Consider the following 19,331-nt stretch of genomic DNA (forward strand, 5'->3'; position numbering starts at 1 on the left):
GGGCAGAAGTATGAAAATTAGAACATTTATTGACCGACCGATCCTGGCAGGAGTAATATCGGTGCTTATATTAATTCTTGGATTTATCAGCTTGTCACAGCTGCCTATCGAACAGTTTCCGGAAATAGCGCCTCCAACGGTAAGTGTATCTGCCACATATACCGGAGCGAATGCAGAAACAGTGTTGAAAAGTGTTGTAGTGCCATTGGAAGAAGCTTTGAATGGTGTTGAAAACATGATGTATATGACTTCAACATCTTCCAACAACGGTTCTGCCAGAATTACCGTATATTTCCGTCAGGGGACAGACCCGGATATGGCGACAGTCAATGTACAGAACCGTATAGCAACGGCTGAAGGTCTTCTGCCTGCTGAAGTTACCAAGAGTGGTATTACTGTAAGAAAACGTCAGACAAGTAATATAAAACAACTTGCGGTTTACAGTCCTGATGATTCGTTCGACCAGGCATTCCTTACCAATTACATGAAGATAAATATAGAACCAAGACTGTCACGTATCGCCGGTGTTGGTGAGGTGAATGTTTATGGCTATGACTATTCCATGCGTATATGGCTGGACCCTAATAAGATGCAGAAATATTCTCTTATCCCGTCGGATATATCTACGGTATTGGACGAACAGAACATCGAAGCTGCAACCGGAACATTGGGAGCCGAATCGGATAACACATTCCAATACGTACTTAAATATAGGGGACGATATGAGAATGAGGTGGATTATGAGAATATGGTTATAAAATCTTTGCCTAACGGTGAGGTACTACGTCTGAAAGATGTGGCTACCATTGAACTGGGAACACGTGCATACGACTATATCGGAGAGGTAAACGGACATCCGGGATGCAATATAATGATAGCCCAGACATCCGGTTCGAATGCAAATGAGATTATTGAAGAAATAGACCGCACTGTGGATGAAATATCAAAGACACTGCCGAAAGGTATAAAGATTGTCGATCTGATGAGTACAAAGGACTTCCTTGACGCATCAATAAAAAGCGTAATCAAGACCCTCGTTGAGGCTATCATATTGGTAGTACTGGTGGTGTATGTATTTCTTCAGAGCCTACGTTCCACGTTTATTCCTGCTTTATCCATAATTGTTTCGTTGGTCGGTACTTTTGCCTTTATGTCTGCGGCCGGTTTCAGTCTGAATATGCTGACGTTGTTTGCATTGGTGTTGGTTATCGGAACTGTTGTGGACGATGCCATAGTGGTGGTTGAGGCTGTTCAGGCAAAGTTTGATGAAGGGTATAAATCCTCTTATCTGGCCACGATTGATGCTATGGACGGTATTACTTCCGCTTTGGTTACAACTACATTCGTATTTATGGCTGTATTCATTCCTGTAAGTTTTATCGGCGGAACAACAGGTACATTCTATACACAGTTCGGTCTGACTATGGCAGCTGCAGTGGCAATATCATTGGTCAATGCTCTTACACTCAGTCCTGCATTGTGTGCCCTTATTATGACTCCGCATGCTACAGGTGAGAACGGAGAGAAGCTAAGTTTCTCATCACGTTTCCACATAGCGTTCGATACGGCTTTCCATCGTTTGGTGACAAAATATAAGGTAGGTGTGGTATTCATGCTTAAAAGAAAATGGCTGGCCGGTGCATTCCTTATATTCGCTTGTGGCGGTTTCGCATTTCTTATGATGACTACAAAGACGGGACTTGTTCCAAATGAAGATATGGGAACTGTATTTATCGACGTACGTACTTCTCCTGGAAACAGTGTTCAGGAAACACGCAAGGTGATGGAACAGGTTGACAGCTGTTTGCGTACAATCCCTCAGGTGGAGTTATACTCCAACATTACCGGTAACTCAATGTTGAGCGGTCAGGGAGCATGTAATGGTATGTTCACAATACGTCTGAAGGACTGGAGTGAAAGACCTGACAAGGAAGATGCCATCGACGCCGTTATCCAAGAGATTAGTCATAAGACAGCATTTATATTCAGTGCTGACATTATGCCGTTTACTCGTCCTATGATTCCGGGATATGGTGTGAACAGTGGTTTTGAGGTGTATGTACAGGATCAGAAAGGAGGTACAACAGAAGATTTGCTTAAATATACCAGACAGTTCCTTGACGAATTGAACAAACGTCCGGAAATAGGCAGGGCCACTACATCTTTCGATACCAAGTTCCCGCAATATCTAGTTGAGGTTGACGCGGCCAGATGTAAGCGAAACGGAATATCTCCTTCGGATGTCCTCAGTACTCTTGCCGGATATATCGGAGGTAGTTATGCTTCCAATATGAACCGTTTCTCAAAACTTTATCGTGTAATGGTGCAGGCTTCACCGGAGTTCCGACTTGACACCGAATCACTGAACAGTATCTATGTCCGTAATGATTCTGGCGAGATGAGTCCTATTAGCCAATATCTGAAACTGACACGTGTATATGGTTCTGAAGTACTGACACGTTTTAACCTGTTCTCTGCCATACAGGTAAATGGTGCCGCTGCATCCGGATATAGTTCCGGTCAGGCTATCAAGGCTGTTCAGGAAGTTGCCGCACAGACATTGCCTACAGGATACGGATTTGAGTTCGGCGGAATGTCGCGTGAAGAGTCAAATACAGGAAACACCACTACTTTGGTATTTGTCATTTGTGTGGTTTTCATATATCTCATTCTTTGTGCATTGTATGAAAGTCTGTTCGTACCTCTTGCAGTTATACTCTCTGTGCCGTTCGGACTGGCGGGCAGCTTCCTGTTTGCAAAGATGTTCGGACTTGAAAACAATATATACTTGCAGACAGGTCTGATTATGCTTATCGGTCTTCTTTCAAAAACAGCGATATTGCTTACAGAGTATGCTTCCGAGCGCCGTCGTCATGGTATGACTATAATGCAGGCTGCGGTTTCTGCGGCACAGGTACGTTTGCGTCCTATTCTGATGACTTCGCTTACTATGATATTCGGTATGCTCCCGCTTATGTTTGCTACTGGTGTAGGTGCCAATGGAAATATATCTATCGGTGTAGGAACGGTAGGAGGTATGTTGATAGGTACGATTGCATTGCTGTTTATTGTACCTCCGTTGTTTATGGTATTCCAGTATCTGCAGGAAAAGTTTATGCCTGAACGCCAGTTGCCAAATATTGAGAAAAATAACATCAAAGAATAAAGTGTATGATAAGAAATATAATAATAGTTTCAGTAGTTTCCATTGTGATGAGCGGATGCCATATATATCGTGCATACGAGCGTCCGGATGTTACGTCGGTAGTCGATAGCATTTACCGTCAGCCTGTAGCTGTCGATGATACCGTTTCGTTGGCTTCTTTGTCTTGGGAACAGCTTTTTACGGACGCTAATCTGCAAGAGTTAATAAGGTACGGTCTTGATAATAATACTGATTTAAGTGTTGCCAGGCTGAAAGTGGAAGAAGCAGAAGCACTTCTTATGACTTCAAGGCTGTCATATCTGCCTTCAATAACATTGTCGCCTGAGGGTACAATAACAAGCGTTGGCGGTGGAGAAGCTTCAAAGAAATATAATATTGCGGCATCTGCAGATTGGGAGATAGACCTCTTTGGCAAATTGCTCAATGCCAAACGTGGTGCACATGCCGCTTTGGAGCAAAGCGATGCTTATCGTCAGGCTGTACAGACCCAACTGGTGGCTACCATAGCCAACAGCTATTACACGCTGCTTGTTCTTGACGAACAATTAAAGATAACTCAGGAAACAGCAGAGACATGGACTGAGAGTTTGCGTACGATGAAGGCATTAAAACGTGCCGGACAGGCAACGGAGATGGCTGTTGCACAGACGGAGGCGGCAAAACTGTCTGTAGATGCTTCTGTATTGTCGATACAGCGTCAGATATCGGAAATGGAAAATTCTCTGTCAGCCCTGTTGGGAAAAGCTCCACTGGCTATAGTACGTGGAACATTAAGCGAGCAGATATTTCCTGATTCACTGTCAACGGGTGTTCCTTTGCAATTGTTAAGCCGTCGTCCTGACGTGCGTCAAAGCGAAGCACAGTTGGCTGTGGCATATTACGCTACGAATTCTGCGCGTTCGGCATTTTATCCGAGTATAACATTGGGAGGTTCGGCAGGATGGACAAACTCCGCCGGTGCGGTTGTAGCCAATCCGGGTCAATGGCTGTTGACAGCCGTCGGTTCATTGGTACAACCCATATTCAATAAAGGCAAGAACATAGCGAACCTGAAAATAGCAAAGGCACAGCAGGAAGAGGCATTATTGATGTTCAGACAAAGCTTGCTTGATGCGGGAACAGAAGTCAATGACGCTTTAGTACAATGGCAGACAGCAAAAGAACGGATTATATTGGATGAACAGCAGGCTGCGTCACTGAAATCTGCTTTAAAGAGTTCCGAGCTGTTAATGAAATACAGCTCTCAGAATTATCTGGAAGTTATAACAGCCAGACAGTCACTTCTGCAGGCTGAACTGAATACGGTTGCAGACCGTTTTGATGAGATTCAGGGAGTAATAAATCTCTATCATGCCTTGGGCGGTGGATACTGATTATAAACAATAAGAGCCGGATTGTTACTGTCCGGCTCTTATTGTTTATAATGCTTTTTTGTTATACATATTCATCTCCGAATTTCATTTCCACATCATTTACAAATTTGCGTATGGAGTTCTGGTCGTCTTTCTTGCATATCAAAAGGACATTGTCATGTTCCGCAATCAGATATCCTTCCAGACCTTCGGCTACTACCAGTTTACCTTTTGGCATCAGGATGATGTTTTCATTGCAATCGTACAAGAGTGAATTGCTGTTTAAAATGACATTGTGGTTAATGTCTTTAGGTGATGCGTCGTATAATGATTGCCATGTACCTATATCAGCCCATCCGAAATCACACATTTGTACATAAACATTATCTGCTTTTTCCATGATACTGTAATCTATAGAAATATTCGGACATGCAGAGAAATCGGGAGTTTCACATTCTAGTCGTGGACACACCTCTGTCATGTTCTCATGGAAAGCCTTCATAATTGTTGTAACATGCCAGATAAATATTCCGGAGTTCCAATAAAACTCATTGTCTTCCACAAATACTTTTGCAAACTCCAATGCTGGTTTCTCAATGAATGTCTTTACCTTACAGAAATCTCCGTCTCTTTCTTCTTCCTCAATCTGTATGTAGCCATAACCGGTTTCCGGCCTTGTCGGTTTAATACCTATATTAATCAGTCTGCCTGATGTAGCTGCATAATCCAACCCTTTTAAAATTGATGACCGGAAACTGTCAATATTCAGTATAAGTTGGTCGGAAGGCATGACTACTATGGTAGCGTCGGGATTTATTTTCTGTATTAGATATGAAGCGTATGCCAGCGAAGGTGCTGTGTTTCTTCTTTCTTCTTCTATTATAATCTGTTCGTCTTTTATTTCAGGAAGAATCTTTTTTACAATATCTTTATAATCAATGAATGTGGAAATATAGATATTCTGTGGTGATATTAATCCTTTGCATCTGTCGAATGTGATACGTAACAAGGTTTCACCTGTGCCGAAGAAATCAAGAAACTGTTTTGGCAATTGTTTCCTGCTGTATGGCCAGAATCTTCTCCCCATTCCACCTGCCATTATTATGCAATAGTAGTTATTGTTCATGGTAATATAGTTTGTGTTATTAACTATGCTAAGATACTGATTATTTTAGAAAATCGGACTTTAATAGTTTCTAAATAGTGTTAGACATAAAAAATATTACATTTTCTAGGCGAAAAGTATTGCAGATATGAAAATTATGTTTACCTTTGCAACGCAAAATAAAAATAAGCCCAGATGGCGGAATCGGTAGACGCGCTGGTCTCAAACACCAGTGGAGTAACATCCATCCCGGTTCGACCCCGGGTCTGGGTACGAGGAAAAGAGCTAAATGTTTGACTTGCAAATATTTAGCTCTTTTCTTTTTACGAAGTATTCCCAATATCCCCAATAAAATCAGTAAAATAGGTAAATGGGTAATGGGTTGAGAAATACTTTGGCAGGTAAAATCTTTTTATATATTGGTAATATATTTCGTTTGTTGGGAAATTCTTATAAAAAACTTATAATATTATTATTTGGTTACACTTATTTGCTTATTTTTGTAACATAATAAGTAATCTACAAAACATAAGTTTATGAACAATATAATAAATTCCGTAAATCTGATTTATTATTCACCAACCGGAACGTCAAGAAAAATAGCTCGTGCCGTAGGTGATGGATTGAAGGTGAACAATCTGACCGAATCGGATATTACGTTGGATAATAATAATATAAAAAGTTTCCCGAATGATTCTCTTACGGTTTTCGTGTCACCCGTTTACGGAGGTCGTATCCCTTCAATATTTTTTGAGCGTTTAGGTACATTGAATGGGAACGGAGCTATGTGTGTAGTAGTGGTGGTGTATGGAAACAGACATTATGATGATGCGTTGCTTGAGCTGAAAAACGAGATGACCAATAGAGGATTCCGTGTATCGGCTGCTGCTTCATTCATAGGCGAACATAGTTTCAGTAGAGAGAATATGCCTGTTGCAGCCGGAAGACCTGATTTCTATGATTTGGGTATGGCCGAGCATTTTGGAAAAGAGGTTATGGATAAAATAACAACAGTTCCTGATTTTGGGGATTTGTTTGTGCCGGGAAATTATCCATATAAGGAAGTAAAACCTAAACAGCCTGCCGCTCCAATAAGTACGGAAGATTGTTGCTCGTGTGGATTGTGTGTTTCTTCTTGTCCGACTCATGCTATATCTTTGGACGCATCGGGAAATGTATGTACAGATATTTATAAATGTACATTATGCTGTGCGTGTGTTAAAGTGTGTCCTCAAGGAGCAAGAATATTTGATACACCGTTTACCAAATTCTTGTATGATAACTTCAGGGAAAGGAAAAATCCTGAGTTCTATTTTTGAATCTAATAGTGTAAGTGATATTGTGGAAAAGAACGTGGTCGCAATAGGTTCCACGTTCTTTTTTTGTCTTAATAGTTCCTTTCTTTTATCCGTTTTTTAGGTCCTAAAATGTAATTTTCAAAGCGTGCGCACATTCAACTTTAAACGTGCGTCCATTCAACTTTAAATGTGCGTCCATTTTACCTAAAACGTGCGCATGTTTTTTACGATTTGTTTTACTTGTATTCTTGTAAATTTTTCTTACCTACTAAATAGGAGAGGTCATTGTTTTGAGCCAGGTATTTTCTTCATTTGTGAGGTATGGCGAAAGTTTTTCGTAAACCGTTGCATGGTAATTGTTCAGCCATAAGATTTCCTCGTGTGACAACATTTCTTTTATTATCGGATCTTTGGATATAGGGCACAGTGTAAGTTGTTCGAACTTATAGAATGTTCCGAATTCTGTCTCTTTCCCCGGTACTATAAGCATTGTGTTTTCTGTGCGTATTCCATATTGTCCGCTTCTGTATATTCCCGGTTCGTTTGTAATTGTCATTCCCGGTTTTAATATGGTTGGTACATTGTTCATTCTTATCTGATGCGGTCCTTCATGGACGTTCAGGAAATGTCCCACTCCGTGTCCTGTTCCATGGCCGTAGTTAACTCCTTCTTTCCACATTGCAATTCTTGCCAGTACGTCAAGCTGAGTTCCGCATGTTCCGTCAGGAAATTCTGCCATTGCAAGCTGAATAAATCCTTTTAGGACTAAAGTATAGTCTTTCTTCTGGGCGTCTGATATAGCTCCTAGCGGTATGGTACGTGTTATGTCGGTAGTACCGTCCAGATATTGTGCGCCGCTGTCAAGGAGTAGAAGGCCTTCCGGTTTGAGAGTTGAAGCGGATTCTTCAGTAGCCTCGTAATGTACTATTGCTCCATGTTCCTGATAGCCGGCAATTGTGTCAAAACTGATTCCCTGGAAGTACTCCATTTCAGAACGGTATTTGTATAGCTGCTTGTCTATGCTTGTTTCTGTCTGGTCGCCGTTTTTTACGGATTTGTCCAGCCACATTAGGAATCTTACCATAGCTATACCATCGCGTATCATTGCATTGTGGAAGCCGGATATTTCAGTCTTGTTTTTTATCGATTTGAATTCGCATACAGGCGAATTGGTAAGGTTTACAATGTTTTGTCTTATTGCTGCATTATATATTGCAAAATTTATTGTTGGCGACATCCATATGTTATAGTTATGGCATGACATAATATCGCTTTCTATCTCTTCATAGGCTTTGATGGTTATATTGTACGATGTTAAGTAAGCTTCGACATCCTCCGACAGTTTCTCCTTATTTATATATAATACGGCATAATCTTTTAATATGAGCAGATATGACACAAAAAGAGGGTTGCAATGTATGTCATTACCGCGCATATTTAGTGTCCATGCAATCTCGTCAAGCGAAGATAAGAGTACAGCTTCATTTTCTTTTAATGAAAGCTTGCTCCTGATTCTTGAAAGTTTGATGTCTGTGTTTTCGCCGGAAAACTTTTCGTCTAGAATGAACGGCTTGTGGGTTGGTATTTCAGGCCTGTCGTTCCATATCAGTTTATACGGGTCTTCTGTCATGACCAGTCTTATCCCTTGGGCTGCTAGATTTTCTTCCAAATCTTTTATAACACTTACTGATGTCGTATAACCGTCAAAACCGACTTTATCTCCCTCTTTCAGAACACTGCATAACCATTCGCTTATTGACGGAGTGCCGGCTATACGTTCCTTGAACAATTTAAGTCCGCTTCCGGCAAGCTGTTCTTCAGCCTGTAAAAAATATCTTGAATCAGTCCATAAGCCTCCGCCGTCTTTTGTTATAACTGCTGTTCCCGCGGAACCGGTGAATCCTGTTATCCATTTTCGTGACTCCCAGTGTGCAGGCACGTATTCGCCTGAATGTGGGTCTGTGCTGAATGTTATATATGCTGATAAGTCATTTCTTTTCATGAATTGCCTTAATGAGGCTATCCTTCCTATAATTATATCTTTCATTAGTATATTGGTTTTAGTAATTATTTGATTTACAAAGATAGTGCTATTTATGTGTTTTGTGGAAAAAATGCGTGGAAAGTTTTGTATATTAAGAAAGTATGTGTAATTTTGCACCGCAATTTTGACTGCGGAAAAATATTTAACAACAACATAATTAATTTTTTAAAAACATGATCGTAGTTCCAGTAAAAGAAGGCGAAAACATTGAAAAAGCGCTGAAAAAATTTAAGAGAAAATTTGAAAAAACAGGTGTTGTAAAAGAACTTAGAAGCAGACAGCAGTTTGATAAACCGTCTGTTTTGAAAAGATTGAAAATGGAACGTGCTATTTACGTTCAGAAATTACATCAGGTAGAAGAATAATAATTTCGCAAAGTTCTTTGAATTATTGAATTCTTTTTCATATATTCGTTGCTGAATTAATAATGCAATGTTTCTATGACAGTAGAGTCTTTTCTTCATTACCTAAGGTATGAACGCAACTATTCTGAGAAGACAATTGTTTCTTATGGAATAGACTTGAAGGAATTTCAAGGGTATTTGAATGGATTAGACAGCGAGTTGAAACTTGAAAACGTTGATTCTGACATAGTACGAGGATGGGTTGTGAAACTCATGGAAAGCGGGATGTCCGGGGCTTCGGTAAATCGTAAGCTTAGTGCGTTGAGAACTTTCTATAAGTATCTTTTGAAGAAAAAGATGATAACAGTCGATCCGATGTCTATAGTGAAAGGTCCTAAAAGAAAGAAACCTTTGCCAACCTTTGTAAGGGAGGAAGATATGGATAAACTTTTGGATGGTGATTTTTTTGATGATTCGTTTGAAGGTGTTCGTGATAAGCTTATAATGACCATGTTTTATGAAACTGGTATGCGACTTTCCGAATTGATTTCGCTTGATGATGCTGACATAGATTTGTTTTCCAATGTTATCAAAGTAACAGGGAAACGAAATAAACAGAGGCTGATACCTTTTGGAGAGAATCTGAAATGTGAAATACAGTCTTATTTGGAATGTAGAAATATTGCTGTAGGCTGCTCTTGTGAAGCTTTTTTCGTGAGAAAAAATGGAAAGAGACTTTATCAGATGTTGGTCTATAAATTGGTGAAGCAAAACCTGTCGAAAGTCGTTGTGTTGAAAAAAAGAAGTCCGCATGTGCTCAGACATTCATTTGCAACAGCGATGCTTAATAATGATGCAGAGTTGGAAGCAGTAAAAGAGTTGTTGGGTCATGAAAGTGTTACGACTACTGAAATATATACTCATACGACTTTTGAAGAATTAAAAAAAGTATATAAACAAGCTCATCCAAGAGCGTAAAGAAAAGGAGGTTTTTATGGAAGTAAGAATTCAATCAATTCATTTCGATGCATCAGAAAAATTGGAGGCTTTTATTCAGAAAAAAGCTGAAAAGCTCGAGAAGTTTTGCGACGATATAAAGAAAGTTGAGGTGTCTCTTAAAGTAGTAAAACCGGAAACAGCAATGAATAAGGAAGCCGGAGTTAGAATCTTGGCTCTAAATTCCGAGTTTTACGCAGAAAAAGTATGCGATACATTCGAAGAAGCTATAGATACATGTATGGATGCTTTGTCGAAACAATTGCAGAAAACAAAAGAAAAACAGCAAATTAAATAAAAAAAATAAGAGTATTTATTTTGTGATTTAAAAATTATATCTAACTTTGCAGCCGCAAACTACCGCTTTGCGGTTGCAAAGTTCTTTTAATAAGCCTCTTTAGCTCAGTTGGCCAGAGCACGTGATTTGTAATCTCGGGGTCGTTGGTTCGAATCCGACAAGAGGCTCAAACAAAGGGCAAATACCAGAGTGGCCAAATGGGGCAGACTGTAAATCTGCTGGCTTACGCCTTCGGTGGTTCGAATCCATCTTTGCCCACAAAAGAAGATGCGGAAGTAGCTCAGTTGATAGAGCATTAGCCTTCCAAGCTGAGGGTCGCGGGTTTGAGCCCCGTCTTCCGCTCTCTTTAATGATAAAATCCATCGCTGTTATAGCTCAGCGGTAGAGCACTTCCTTGGTAAGGAAGAGGTCCCGGGTTCAAGTCCCGGTAACAGCTCATTGAGATAGAAAAGCTGATTATTAATCAAAATAAATAACAAGTAAAGCTATGGCTAAAGAGAAATTTGAACGTTCGAAACCGCATGTAAACATCGGTACAATTGGTCACGTTGACCACGGTAAAACTACTTTGACTGCTGCTATCACAACAGTATTGGCAAAGAAAGGTCTTTCAGAAATGCGTTCATTCGATTCTATCGATAACGCTCCAGAAGAAAAGGAAAGAGGTATCACTATCAACACTTCTCACGTAGAATATCAGACTGCAAATCGTCACTATGCTCACGTTGACTGTCCGGGACACGCCGACTATGTAAAGAACATGGTAACTGGTGCTGCTCAGATGGATGGTGCTATCATCGTAGTTGCTGCTACTGATGGTCCTATGCCTCAGACTCGTGAACACATTCTTTTGGCTCGTCAGGTAAACGTTCCACGTCTTGTTGTGTTCTTGAACAAGTGTGATATGGTTGATGATGAAGAAATGTTGGAACTTGTAGAAATGGAAATGCGTGAATTGCTTTCATTCTATGATTTCGATGGTGACAACACTCCTATCATCCGTGGTTCTGCACTTGGTGCATTGAACGGTGTTCCACAGTGGGAAGAAAAGATTATGGAACTTATGGATGCAGTAGATACATGGATTCCACTTCCTCCACGTGATATTGATAAACCATTCTTGATGCCTGTTGAAGACGTATTCTCAATCACTGGTCGTGGTACAGTTGCTACAGGTCGTATCGAAGCTGGTGTAATCAAGGTTGGTGATGAAGTTGAAATTCTTGGTCTTGGTGAAGATAAGAAATCAGTTGTAACTGGTGTTGAAATGTTCCGCAAATTGTTGGATCAGGGAGAAGCTGGTGATAACGTAGGTTTGTTGCTTCGTGGTATCGACAAGAATGAAATCAAACGTGGTATGATCCTTTGCCACCCAGGACAGGTTAAAGCTCACTCTAAATTCAAAGCTGAGGTTTATATCTTGAAGAAAGAAGAAGGTGGTCGTCACACTCCATTCCACAACAAATACCGTCCTCAGTTCTACTTGCGTACTATGGACTGTACTGGTGAAATCACATTGCCAGAAGGAGTTGAAATGGTAATGCCAGGTGATAACGTTACAATCAACGTTGAACTTATCTACCCAGTAGCATTGAACGTAGGTCTTCGTTTCGCTATCCGTGAAGGTGGACGTACAGTAGGTGCTGGTCAGATTACTGAACTTCTTGACTAATACAAGTCAATAATATAACAATATTTAGTTCCCGAGATTTATTTTCGGGAACTATTTTTACGGGAATAGCTCAGTTGGTAGAGCATCGGTCTCCAAAACCGAGTGTCGGGAGTTCGAGCCTCTCTTCCCGTGCTAAAATTGATAGGATATGTTTAAAAAGATAGCTAATAATTTTAAGGAATCATACAACGAACTAGTCCATAAAGTTACATGGCCTACGAGTAAAGAGCTTTCTAGCAGTGCAGTGGTTGTTTTAACTGCTTCCCTACTCATTGCACTGGTTGTTTTTCTTATGGATTCTGCTTTCCAGTTTTTAATGGAAGATATTATCTATCCGCACTAAAAATAAGAAAAGATGTCTGAGATTGTAAAAAAATGGTACGTACTTCGTGCCGTAAGCGGAAAAGAAGCTAAGGTAAAGGAATATCTTGATGCCGATTTAAAGCACAATGAACTTAGCGAATTCGTATCTCAGGTATTGATTCCTACCGAAAAATATGTTCAGGTTCGCAATGGTAAAAAGATTGTGAAAGAAAGAAGTTATCTTCCTGGATATGTTTTGGTTGAAGCAGCTCTGGTAGGTGAGGTTACTCATTATTTGAGAAACATCCCTAACGTGATTGGCTTCCTTGGTGGTCAGGAAAATCCGGTGCCACTAAGACAATCGGAAGTGAATCGTATTTTAGGTACGGTAGATGAATTGCAAGAAGTGGAAGAGGATTTGAGTATCCCTTACACAGTAGGCGAAACAGTGAAAGTTTGTGTTGGACCGTTTACTGGTTTCAGTGGTCTCATTGAAGAAGTAAATTCGGAAAAACGTAAGTTGAAAGTAATGGTCAAAATCTTCGGGCGTAAAACTCCGCTGGAATTAGGCTTTACGGATGTGGAAAAGGAATAACTCATTCTGTTACGTGATGTTGTTCTATTCGTTATTCAATTATATTAAATCTAAAAAAAATGGCTAAAGAAGTTGCTGGACTAATCAAATTACAGATTAAAGGAGGCGCTGCAAATCCATCACCTCCCGTTGGACCTGCTTTGGGTTCTAAGGGTATTAATATCATGGAATTTTGCAAGCAATTCAACGCCAGAACCCAGGACAAGGCAGGTAAAGTATTGCCTGTTATCATTACCTACTACACAGACAAGTCTTTTGATTTCGTAATCAAAACTCCTCCTGTAGCAATACAGTTGTTGGAAATGACTAAATTGAAGAGCGGTTCTGCTGAACCTAACCGTAAGAAAGTTGCTGAACTGACTTGGGATCAGATTCGTACTATCGCTCAGGACAAGATGGTTGACTTGAACTGCTTTACTATTGAAGCTGCTATGAGAATGGTAGCTGGAACAGCTAGAAGTATGGGTATCGCTGTAAAAGGTGACTTCCCGGGTAATAACTAATTAACTTCAATTGAGAATGGGTAAACTGACAAAAAATCAAAAGTTAGCTGCAGAAAAAATTGAAGCAGGGAAAGCATACTCACTAAAGGAAGCTTCTCAGTTGGTAAAGGAAATTACTTTTACAAAATTTGATGCTTCATTAGATATTGACGTACGTTTAGGTGTTGACCCTCGTAAGGCAAACCAGATGGTAAGAGGTGTTGTTTCTCTTCCTCATGGTACAGGTAAGCAGGTTAGAGTGCTTGTTCTGTGTACACCTGATGCTGAAGCTGCTGCAAAAGAAGCTGGTGCTGACTATGTTGGTCTTGATGAATATATTGAAAAGATCAAAGGTGGATGGACTGATATTGATGTGATAATCACTATGCCGTCTATCATGGGTAAGATCGGTGCTCTGGGTCGTGTGCTCGGTCCTCGTGGATTGATGCCAAACCCTAAGAGTGGTACTGTAACTATGGATGTAGCTAAGGCTGTTAAGGAAGTTAAGCAAGGTAAAATTGATTTCAAGGTTGATAAGAGCGGTATCGTTCATACTTCAATCGGTAAAGTATCATTTACTGCTGACCAGATCCGTGAAAATGCGAAAGAATTTATCGCTACAATCATAAAACTGAAACCTACTACAGCTAAAGGTACTTATATAAAGAGTATTTATCTTTCAAGTACAATGAGTAAGGGTATTAAGGTTGACCCTAAATCAGTGGACGAAATTTAAAATAAGGAGTAATCATGAGAAAGGAAGATAAAGGCGCAATTATAAGTCAGTTGGCTGATACAGTTAAGCAATACGGACATTTCTACTTGGTTGATACAACTGCAATGGATGCAGCTTCTACAAGTGAACTTCGTAGAAAATGTTTTAATGCTGGTATTAAGCTGATGGTTGTGAAGAATTCTTTGCTTCACAAGGCATTGATGAGTTTGGATGTTGATTTCTCTCCATTGTATGACTCTTTGAAGGGTACAACTTCAGTAATGTTTACAGAAACTGCAAACGTTCCTGCAAAATTACTTAAGGAATACAAAGAGGGAGTTCCTGCATTGAAAGCTGCATATGCAGAAGAAGGTTTCTATGTAGGTGCTGATCAACTCGATGCACTCGCTACAATCAAGAGCAAGAACGAAGTTATCGCAGATATCATTGCATTGTTGCAATCTCCTGCGAAGAATGTTGTTTCAGCTCTTCAGTCTGGTGGTAACACCATTCACGGAGTTCTTAAGACTTTGGGCGAACGTGCTGAATAATACAGCGGTTCAACCATTAAGAACAAAAAATAATTATTTATATTCAATTTAGTAACAAACAATTAAATTCATACAAAAATGGCAGATTTGAAAGCTTTTGCAGAACAATTAGTTAACTTGACAGTAAAAGAAGTTAATGAACTTGCAACTATCCTTAAAGAAGAATATGGTATTGAACCTGCTGCTGCAGCTGTAGCTGTTGCTGCTGGTCCTGCTGCTGCTGGTGCAGCTGCTGCTGAAGAAAAAACATCTTTCGATGTAGTTTTGAAGAGCGCAGGTGCTGCTAAGTTGCAGGTAGTTAAGGCCGTTAAAGAAGCTTGTGGTCTTGGCTTGAAAGAAGCAAAAGACATGGTTGACGGTGCTCCTAGCGTAGTTAAAGAAGGTTTGGCTAAAGACGAAGCTGAATCTTTGAAGAAAGTATTGGAAGAAGCTGGAGCTGAAGTTGAGCTTAAATAAGATTATCCTGTAAATCAGGTAGTTCGGTTAAGAGTCCTCGTCATTGAGGATTCTTAACCTTTTTGCGTCTCACAGCGTATCGTTGTCTTAACAACAGAAAAATATAATTATTTTTAATTCATAATTGAATTACAGATGTCTTTAAACACTCAAAATCAAAGAATTAATTTTGCTTCTATTAAGAATCCGATGCAGTATCCGGATTTCCTGGAAGTACAATTGAAGTCGTTTCATGACTTCCTGCAACTGGACACACCGCCTGAATTGCGTAAGAAGGATGGACTCTACAAGGTATTCTCTGAGAATTTCCCTATTGCAGATACACGCAACAACTTCGTGCTCGAGTTCCTCGATTACTATATAGACCCGCCACAATATTCTATTGATGAATGTCTGGAAAGAGGTCTTACATATAGTGTCCCTTTGAAAGCTAAAATGAAGCTTTATTGTACAGACCCCGATCACGAGGATTTTGATACAGTAATTCAGGATGTATTCTTAGGCCCGATCCCATATATGACACCAAAGGGTACATTTGTTATAAATGGTGCAGAACGAGTTGTCGTTTCTCAGTTACATCGTTCTCCTGGTGTATTCTTCGGACAGAGCATACATGCTAATGGTACAAAACTGTACTCAGCACGTATTATCCCGTTCAAGGGCTCATGGATTGAGTTCGCTACTGATATCAACAATGTCATGTATGCTTACATCGACCGTAAGAAAAAGTTGCCTGTAACAACATTGCTACGTGCCGTTGGTTTTGAAAACGATAAAGACATTCTTGAAATCTTCAATCTGGCAGAAGAAATTAAGGTTAATAAGCAGAACCTTAAGAAAATCGTAGGCAGAAAGCTTGCTGCACGTGTTCTTAAAACCTGGACAGAAGATTTCGTTGATGAAGATACTGGTGAAGTTGTATCTATAGAACGTAATGAAGTAGTTATCGACCGTGAAACAGTTATCGAACCGGAGCATATTGATACTATACTTGAATCCGGAGTACAGAACATTCTTGTACATAATGATAACGCTAACACTTCTGACTACTCAATTATATATAATACACTGCAGAAAGACCCGTCAAACTCTGAGAAGGAAGCTGTATTGTACATCTACAGACAGTTGAGAAATGCTGACCCTGCTGATGATGCCAGCGCAAGAGAGGTTATCAATAACCTGTTCTTCTCTGAAAAACGTTATGACTTGGGTGATGTAGGTCGTTACAGAATTAACAAGAAGTTGTCACTTGATACATCAATGGATGTTAGAGTGTTGACTAAACAAGATATTATCGAAATCATCAAATACCTTATTGAGCTTATTAACTCTAAGGCTGACGTTGATGATATCGACCACTTGAGTAACCGTCGTGTACGTACCGTGGGAGAACAGCTTTCAAACCAGTTCTCTATCGCTTTGGCACGTATGAGCCGTACTATTCGTGAACGTATGAATGTACGTGACAATGAAGTGTTTACTCCGATAGACTTGATCAACGCCAAGACTATTTCATCTGTTATCAATTCATTCTTCGGTACAAATGCTTTGTCACAGTTCATGGACCAGACAAACCCATTGGCTGAGATTACACACAAGCGTCGTCTCTCTGCTCTTGGTCCTGGTGGTCTTTCACGTGACCGTGCCGGATTCGAAGTACGTGACGTTCACTATACTCACTACGGACGTTTGTGTCCTATTGAAACTCCTGAAGGTCCGAACATCGGTTTGATTTCTTCTTTGTGTGTATATGCAAAGATCAACGACCTTGGATTTATCGTAACTCCTTACCGTAAAGTTAAGGATGGCGTAGTTGACTTGTCACCAGAAGGTATCGAATACCTTTCAGCTGAAGAGGAAGAAGATGTAGTAATTGCACAGGGTAATGCTCCACTTAATGACGATGGTACATTTATCCGTGAAAAAGTTAAGGCTCGTCGTGACGCTGACTATCCAGTAGTAACACCGGATCAGGTACAGTTGATGGACGTTTCTCCTCAGCAGATTGCATCTATAGCAGCTTCTTTGATTCCGTTCCTTGAACATGATGACGCTAACCGTGCGTTGATGGGATCAAACATGATGCGCCAGGCTGTTCCATTGTTGCGTACTGAAGCACCTATTGTAGGTACTGGTATTGAAAAACAGCTTTGCGAAGATTCAAGAACTCAGATTGCTGCTGAAGGTGATGGTGTTATTGACTTTGTTGATGCTACTACAATACGTATATTGTACGACCGTACAGAGGAGGAAGAGTTTGTAAGCTTCGATTCTGCTTTGGTTGAATATAAAATACCTAAGTTCCGCAAAACTAACCAGAGCATGACTATTGACTTGCGTCCTATCTGCTCAAAAGGTCAGCGCGTGAAGAAGGGTGATATCCTGACTGAAGGTTATTCAACAGCAAACGGCGAGTTGGCTTTGGGTAAGAACCTGCTTGTAGCATACATGCCATGGAAGGGATATAACTATGAGGATGCTATCGTATTGAACGAACGTGTAGTAAGAGAAGATATCCTTACTTCTGTACACGTTGATGAATACATCCTTGAAGTGCGTGAAACAAAACGTGGTATGGAAGAGCTTACTGCAGATATTCCTAACGTAAGCGAAGAAGCAACTAAAGACCTTGATGAGACAGGTATCGTACGTATAGGTGCACGTATCGAACCGGGAGATATACTTATCGGTAAGATTACTCCTAAGGGTGAATCTGATCCTTCTCCTGAAGAAAAACTGTTGCGTGCAATCTTCGGTGATAAGGCTGGTGACGTTAAGGATGCTTCTCTGAAGGCTTCACCATCATTGAGAGGTGTGGTAATAGACAAGAAACTGTATTCACGTGTAGTCAAGACTCGCAGTGAAAAGAATGCAGATAAACTTATCTTGCCTAAACTGAATGAGGAGTTTGAAGAAAAAGTAGCAAAACTTAAAGATATACTTGTTGAAAAATTGATGGTTCTTACTAATAACCTCGTTTCTCAGGGTGTAAAAGATTATCTGGGAACAGAAGTTATTGCTAAGGGTGCTAAATTCAACAAACGTGATCTTGAAATTCTTGACTATACTGTTATCCAGCTCAGCTCATGGACTTCTGATGAACATAAGAATGGCATGATACGCTCATTGATTATGAACTTCATCAAGAAGTATAAGGAATATGATGCTGAATTAAAGCGTAAGAAATTCGCTCTTACTATTGGTGATGAGTTGCCATCAGGTATTATGCAAATGGCTAAAGTTTACATTGCCAAGAAGCGTAAGATCGGTGTCGGTGATAAGATGGCCGGTCGTCACGGTAACAAGGGTATTGTATCAAGAGTTGTTAGACAGGAAGATATGCCATTCTTGGCTGACGGTACTCCGGTAGATATAGTATTGAACCCATTGGGTGTGCCTTCACGTATGAACATCGGACAGATATTCGAAGCCGTATTGGGACGTGCAGGAAAAGAACTTGGACTCAAATTTGCAACACCAATCTTCGATGGTGCAACACTTGAGGATCTTGATAAATGGACAGACAAGGCAGGTTTGCCACGTTATTGCAAGACTTATTTGTATGATGGTGGTACTGGTGAACAGTTTGACCAGCCGGCAACAGTTGGTGTAACTTACATGCTTAAACTTGGTCACATGGTTGAAGACAAGATGCATGCTCGTTCAATCGGTCCATATTCGTTGATTACGCAGCAGCCACTTGGTGGTAAAGCTCAGTTTGGTGGTCAGCGTTTCGGAGAAATGGAGGTTTGGGCTATCGAGGCATTCGGTGCAGCTCACATTCTTCAGGAAATTCTGACAATCAAGTCAGACGACGTTGTAGGACGTTCTAAGGCTTATGAAGCTATTGTCAAGGGTGAACCAATGCCTACACCGGGCATACCAGAGTCACTGAACGTATTGCTTCATGAATTGAGAGGTCTGTGCTTGAGCATAACAATGGAATAAACAAAA

At 40.3% G+C, this 19,331-nt stretch carries 16 protein-coding genes and 6 tRNA genes; 20 read left to right on the forward strand and 2 right to left on the reverse strand.

Annotated features, from left to right (window positions below; genetic code table 11):
• The first annotated feature begins 10 nt into the window (after positions 1–10).
• Complete coding sequence (locus tag H6A61_RS02315; RefSeq protein WP_204390621.1) at positions 11–3,166, forward strand: efflux RND transporter permease subunit; 3,156 nt, start codon at positions 11–13, stop codon at positions 3,164–3,166.
• A 5-nt stretch (positions 3,167–3,171) separates the two neighbouring features.
• On the forward strand, positions 3,172–4,539 hold the full coding sequence (locus H6A61_RS02320) for an efflux transporter outer membrane subunit (protein ID WP_204390622.1): 1,368 nt from the start codon (positions 3,172–3,174) through the stop codon (positions 4,537–4,539).
• Positions 4,540–4,600: 61 nt separating this feature from the next.
• Here H6A61_RS02320 and H6A61_RS02325 read toward each other — a convergent pair whose 3' ends face one another.
• On the reverse strand, positions 4,601–5,644 hold the full coding sequence (locus tag H6A61_RS02325; protein ID WP_204390623.1) for a mannose-1-phosphate guanylyltransferase: 1,044 nt from the start codon (positions 5,642–5,644) through the stop codon (positions 4,601–4,603).
• Between the two features lie 168 nt (positions 5,645–5,812).
• Here H6A61_RS02325 and H6A61_RS02330 point away from each other — a divergent pair.
• Both H6A61_RS02330 and H6A61_RS02335 read left to right on the forward strand, forming a co-directional pair.
• Positions 5,813–5,896: transfer RNA gene (locus H6A61_RS02330), tRNA-Leu, on the forward strand.
• Between the two features lie 263 nt (positions 5,897–6,159).
• The gene (locus tag H6A61_RS02335) at positions 6,160–6,942 is read left to right on the forward strand and encodes a 4Fe-4S binding protein (RefSeq protein WP_204390624.1); all 783 of its coding nucleotides are present in this window, start codon (positions 6,160–6,162) and stop codon (positions 6,940–6,942) included.
• Between the two features lie 247 nt (positions 6,943–7,189).
• Here the strand turns inward: H6A61_RS02335 and H6A61_RS02340 are convergent, their stop codons facing one another.
• Positions 7,190–8,968 (reverse strand): aminopeptidase P family protein, encoded by a 1,779-nt coding sequence (locus tag H6A61_RS02340; RefSeq protein WP_204390625.1) that lies wholly within the window; start codon positions 8,966–8,968, stop codon positions 7,190–7,192.
• Positions 8,969–9,138: 170 nt separating this feature from the next.
• Here H6A61_RS02340 and rpsU point away from each other — a divergent pair, with 170 nt between their 5' ends.
• The 16 genes from rpsU (at position 9,139) to rpoB (ending at position 19,325) form a co-directional block, all read left to right on the forward strand.
• A complete protein-coding gene (gene rpsU, locus H6A61_RS02345) occupies positions 9,139–9,330 on the forward strand; it encodes a 30S ribosomal protein S21 (RefSeq protein ID WP_154043738.1) in 192 nt (63 codons plus the stop codon).
• 75 nt (positions 9,331–9,405) lie between these two features.
• On the forward strand, positions 9,406–10,287 hold the full coding sequence (locus tag H6A61_RS02350; protein ID WP_204390626.1) for a tyrosine-type recombinase/integrase: 882 nt from the start codon (positions 9,406–9,408) through the stop codon (positions 10,285–10,287).
• Positions 10,288–10,303: 16 nt separating this feature from the next.
• Positions 10,304–10,603 (forward strand): ribosome hibernation-promoting factor, HPF/YfiA family, encoded by a 300-nt coding sequence (gene hpf, locus H6A61_RS02355; RefSeq protein WP_154043740.1) that lies wholly within the window; start codon positions 10,304–10,306, stop codon positions 10,601–10,603.
• Positions 10,604–10,696: 93 nt separating this feature from the next.
• A tRNA-Thr gene (locus tag H6A61_RS02360) sits at positions 10,697–10,770 on the forward strand.
• Positions 10,771–10,778: 8 nt separating this feature from the next.
• Positions 10,779–10,861 (forward strand) — tRNA-Tyr (locus H6A61_RS02365).
• A gap of 11 nt (positions 10,862–10,872) precedes the next feature.
• Positions 10,873–10,945, forward strand: a tRNA-Gly gene (locus tag H6A61_RS02370).
• A 22-nt stretch (positions 10,946–10,967) separates the two neighbouring features.
• Positions 10,968–11,039: transfer RNA gene (locus H6A61_RS02375), tRNA-Thr, on the forward strand.
• Between the two features lie 51 nt (positions 11,040–11,090).
• Positions 11,091–12,275, forward strand: a complete 1,185-nt coding sequence (gene tuf, locus H6A61_RS02380; protein WP_154043741.1) for an elongation factor Tu — start codon at positions 11,091–11,093, stop codon at positions 12,273–12,275.
• A gap of 59 nt (positions 12,276–12,334) precedes the next feature.
• Positions 12,335–12,407, forward strand: a tRNA-Trp gene (locus H6A61_RS02385).
• A 16-nt stretch (positions 12,408–12,423) separates the two neighbouring features.
• On the forward strand, positions 12,424–12,618 hold the full coding sequence (secE, locus tag H6A61_RS02390; protein ID WP_204390628.1) for a preprotein translocase subunit SecE: 195 nt from the start codon (positions 12,424–12,426) through the stop codon (positions 12,616–12,618).
• A 12-nt stretch (positions 12,619–12,630) separates the two neighbouring features.
• Positions 12,631–13,173, forward strand: a complete 543-nt coding sequence (nusG, locus tag H6A61_RS02395) for a transcription termination/antitermination protein NusG (protein WP_154043743.1) — start codon at positions 12,631–12,633, stop codon at positions 13,171–13,173.
• A gap of 59 nt (positions 13,174–13,232) precedes the next feature.
• Positions 13,233–13,676 carry a 50S ribosomal protein L11 gene (gene rplK, locus H6A61_RS02400; RefSeq protein ID WP_154043744.1) on the forward strand — a complete coding sequence of 148 codons (444 nt, stop codon included), beginning with the start codon at positions 13,233–13,235 and terminating at the stop codon, positions 13,674–13,676.
• A 16-nt stretch (positions 13,677–13,692) separates the two neighbouring features.
• Positions 13,693–14,391 carry a 50S ribosomal protein L1 gene (gene rplA, locus H6A61_RS02405; protein ID WP_204390630.1) on the forward strand — a complete coding sequence of 233 codons (699 nt, stop codon included), beginning with the start codon at positions 13,693–13,695 and terminating at the stop codon, positions 14,389–14,391.
• A gap of 14 nt (positions 14,392–14,405) precedes the next feature.
• Positions 14,406–14,921, forward strand: coding sequence for a 50S ribosomal protein L10 (rplJ, locus tag H6A61_RS02410; protein WP_154043746.1), 516 nt, complete (start codon positions 14,406–14,408; stop codon positions 14,919–14,921).
• Between the two features lie 78 nt (positions 14,922–14,999).
• The gene (gene rplL, locus H6A61_RS02415) at positions 15,000–15,377 is read left to right on the forward strand and encodes a 50S ribosomal protein L7/L12 (RefSeq protein ID WP_007567329.1); all 378 of its coding nucleotides are present in this window, start codon (positions 15,000–15,002) and stop codon (positions 15,375–15,377) included.
• Between the two features lie 135 nt (positions 15,378–15,512).
• On the forward strand, positions 15,513–19,325 hold the full coding sequence (rpoB, locus tag H6A61_RS02420) for a DNA-directed RNA polymerase subunit beta (RefSeq protein ID WP_204390632.1): 3,813 nt from the start codon (positions 15,513–15,515) through the stop codon (positions 19,323–19,325).
• Positions 19,326–19,331: the final 6 nt, after the last annotated feature.

Origin of the sequence: Bacteroides caecigallinarum, assembly GCF_016901995.1 — a bacterium.
GTDB classification, from domain to species: domain Bacteria; phylum Bacteroidota; class Bacteroidia; order Bacteroidales; family Bacteroidaceae; genus Phocaeicola; species Phocaeicola cellulolyticus.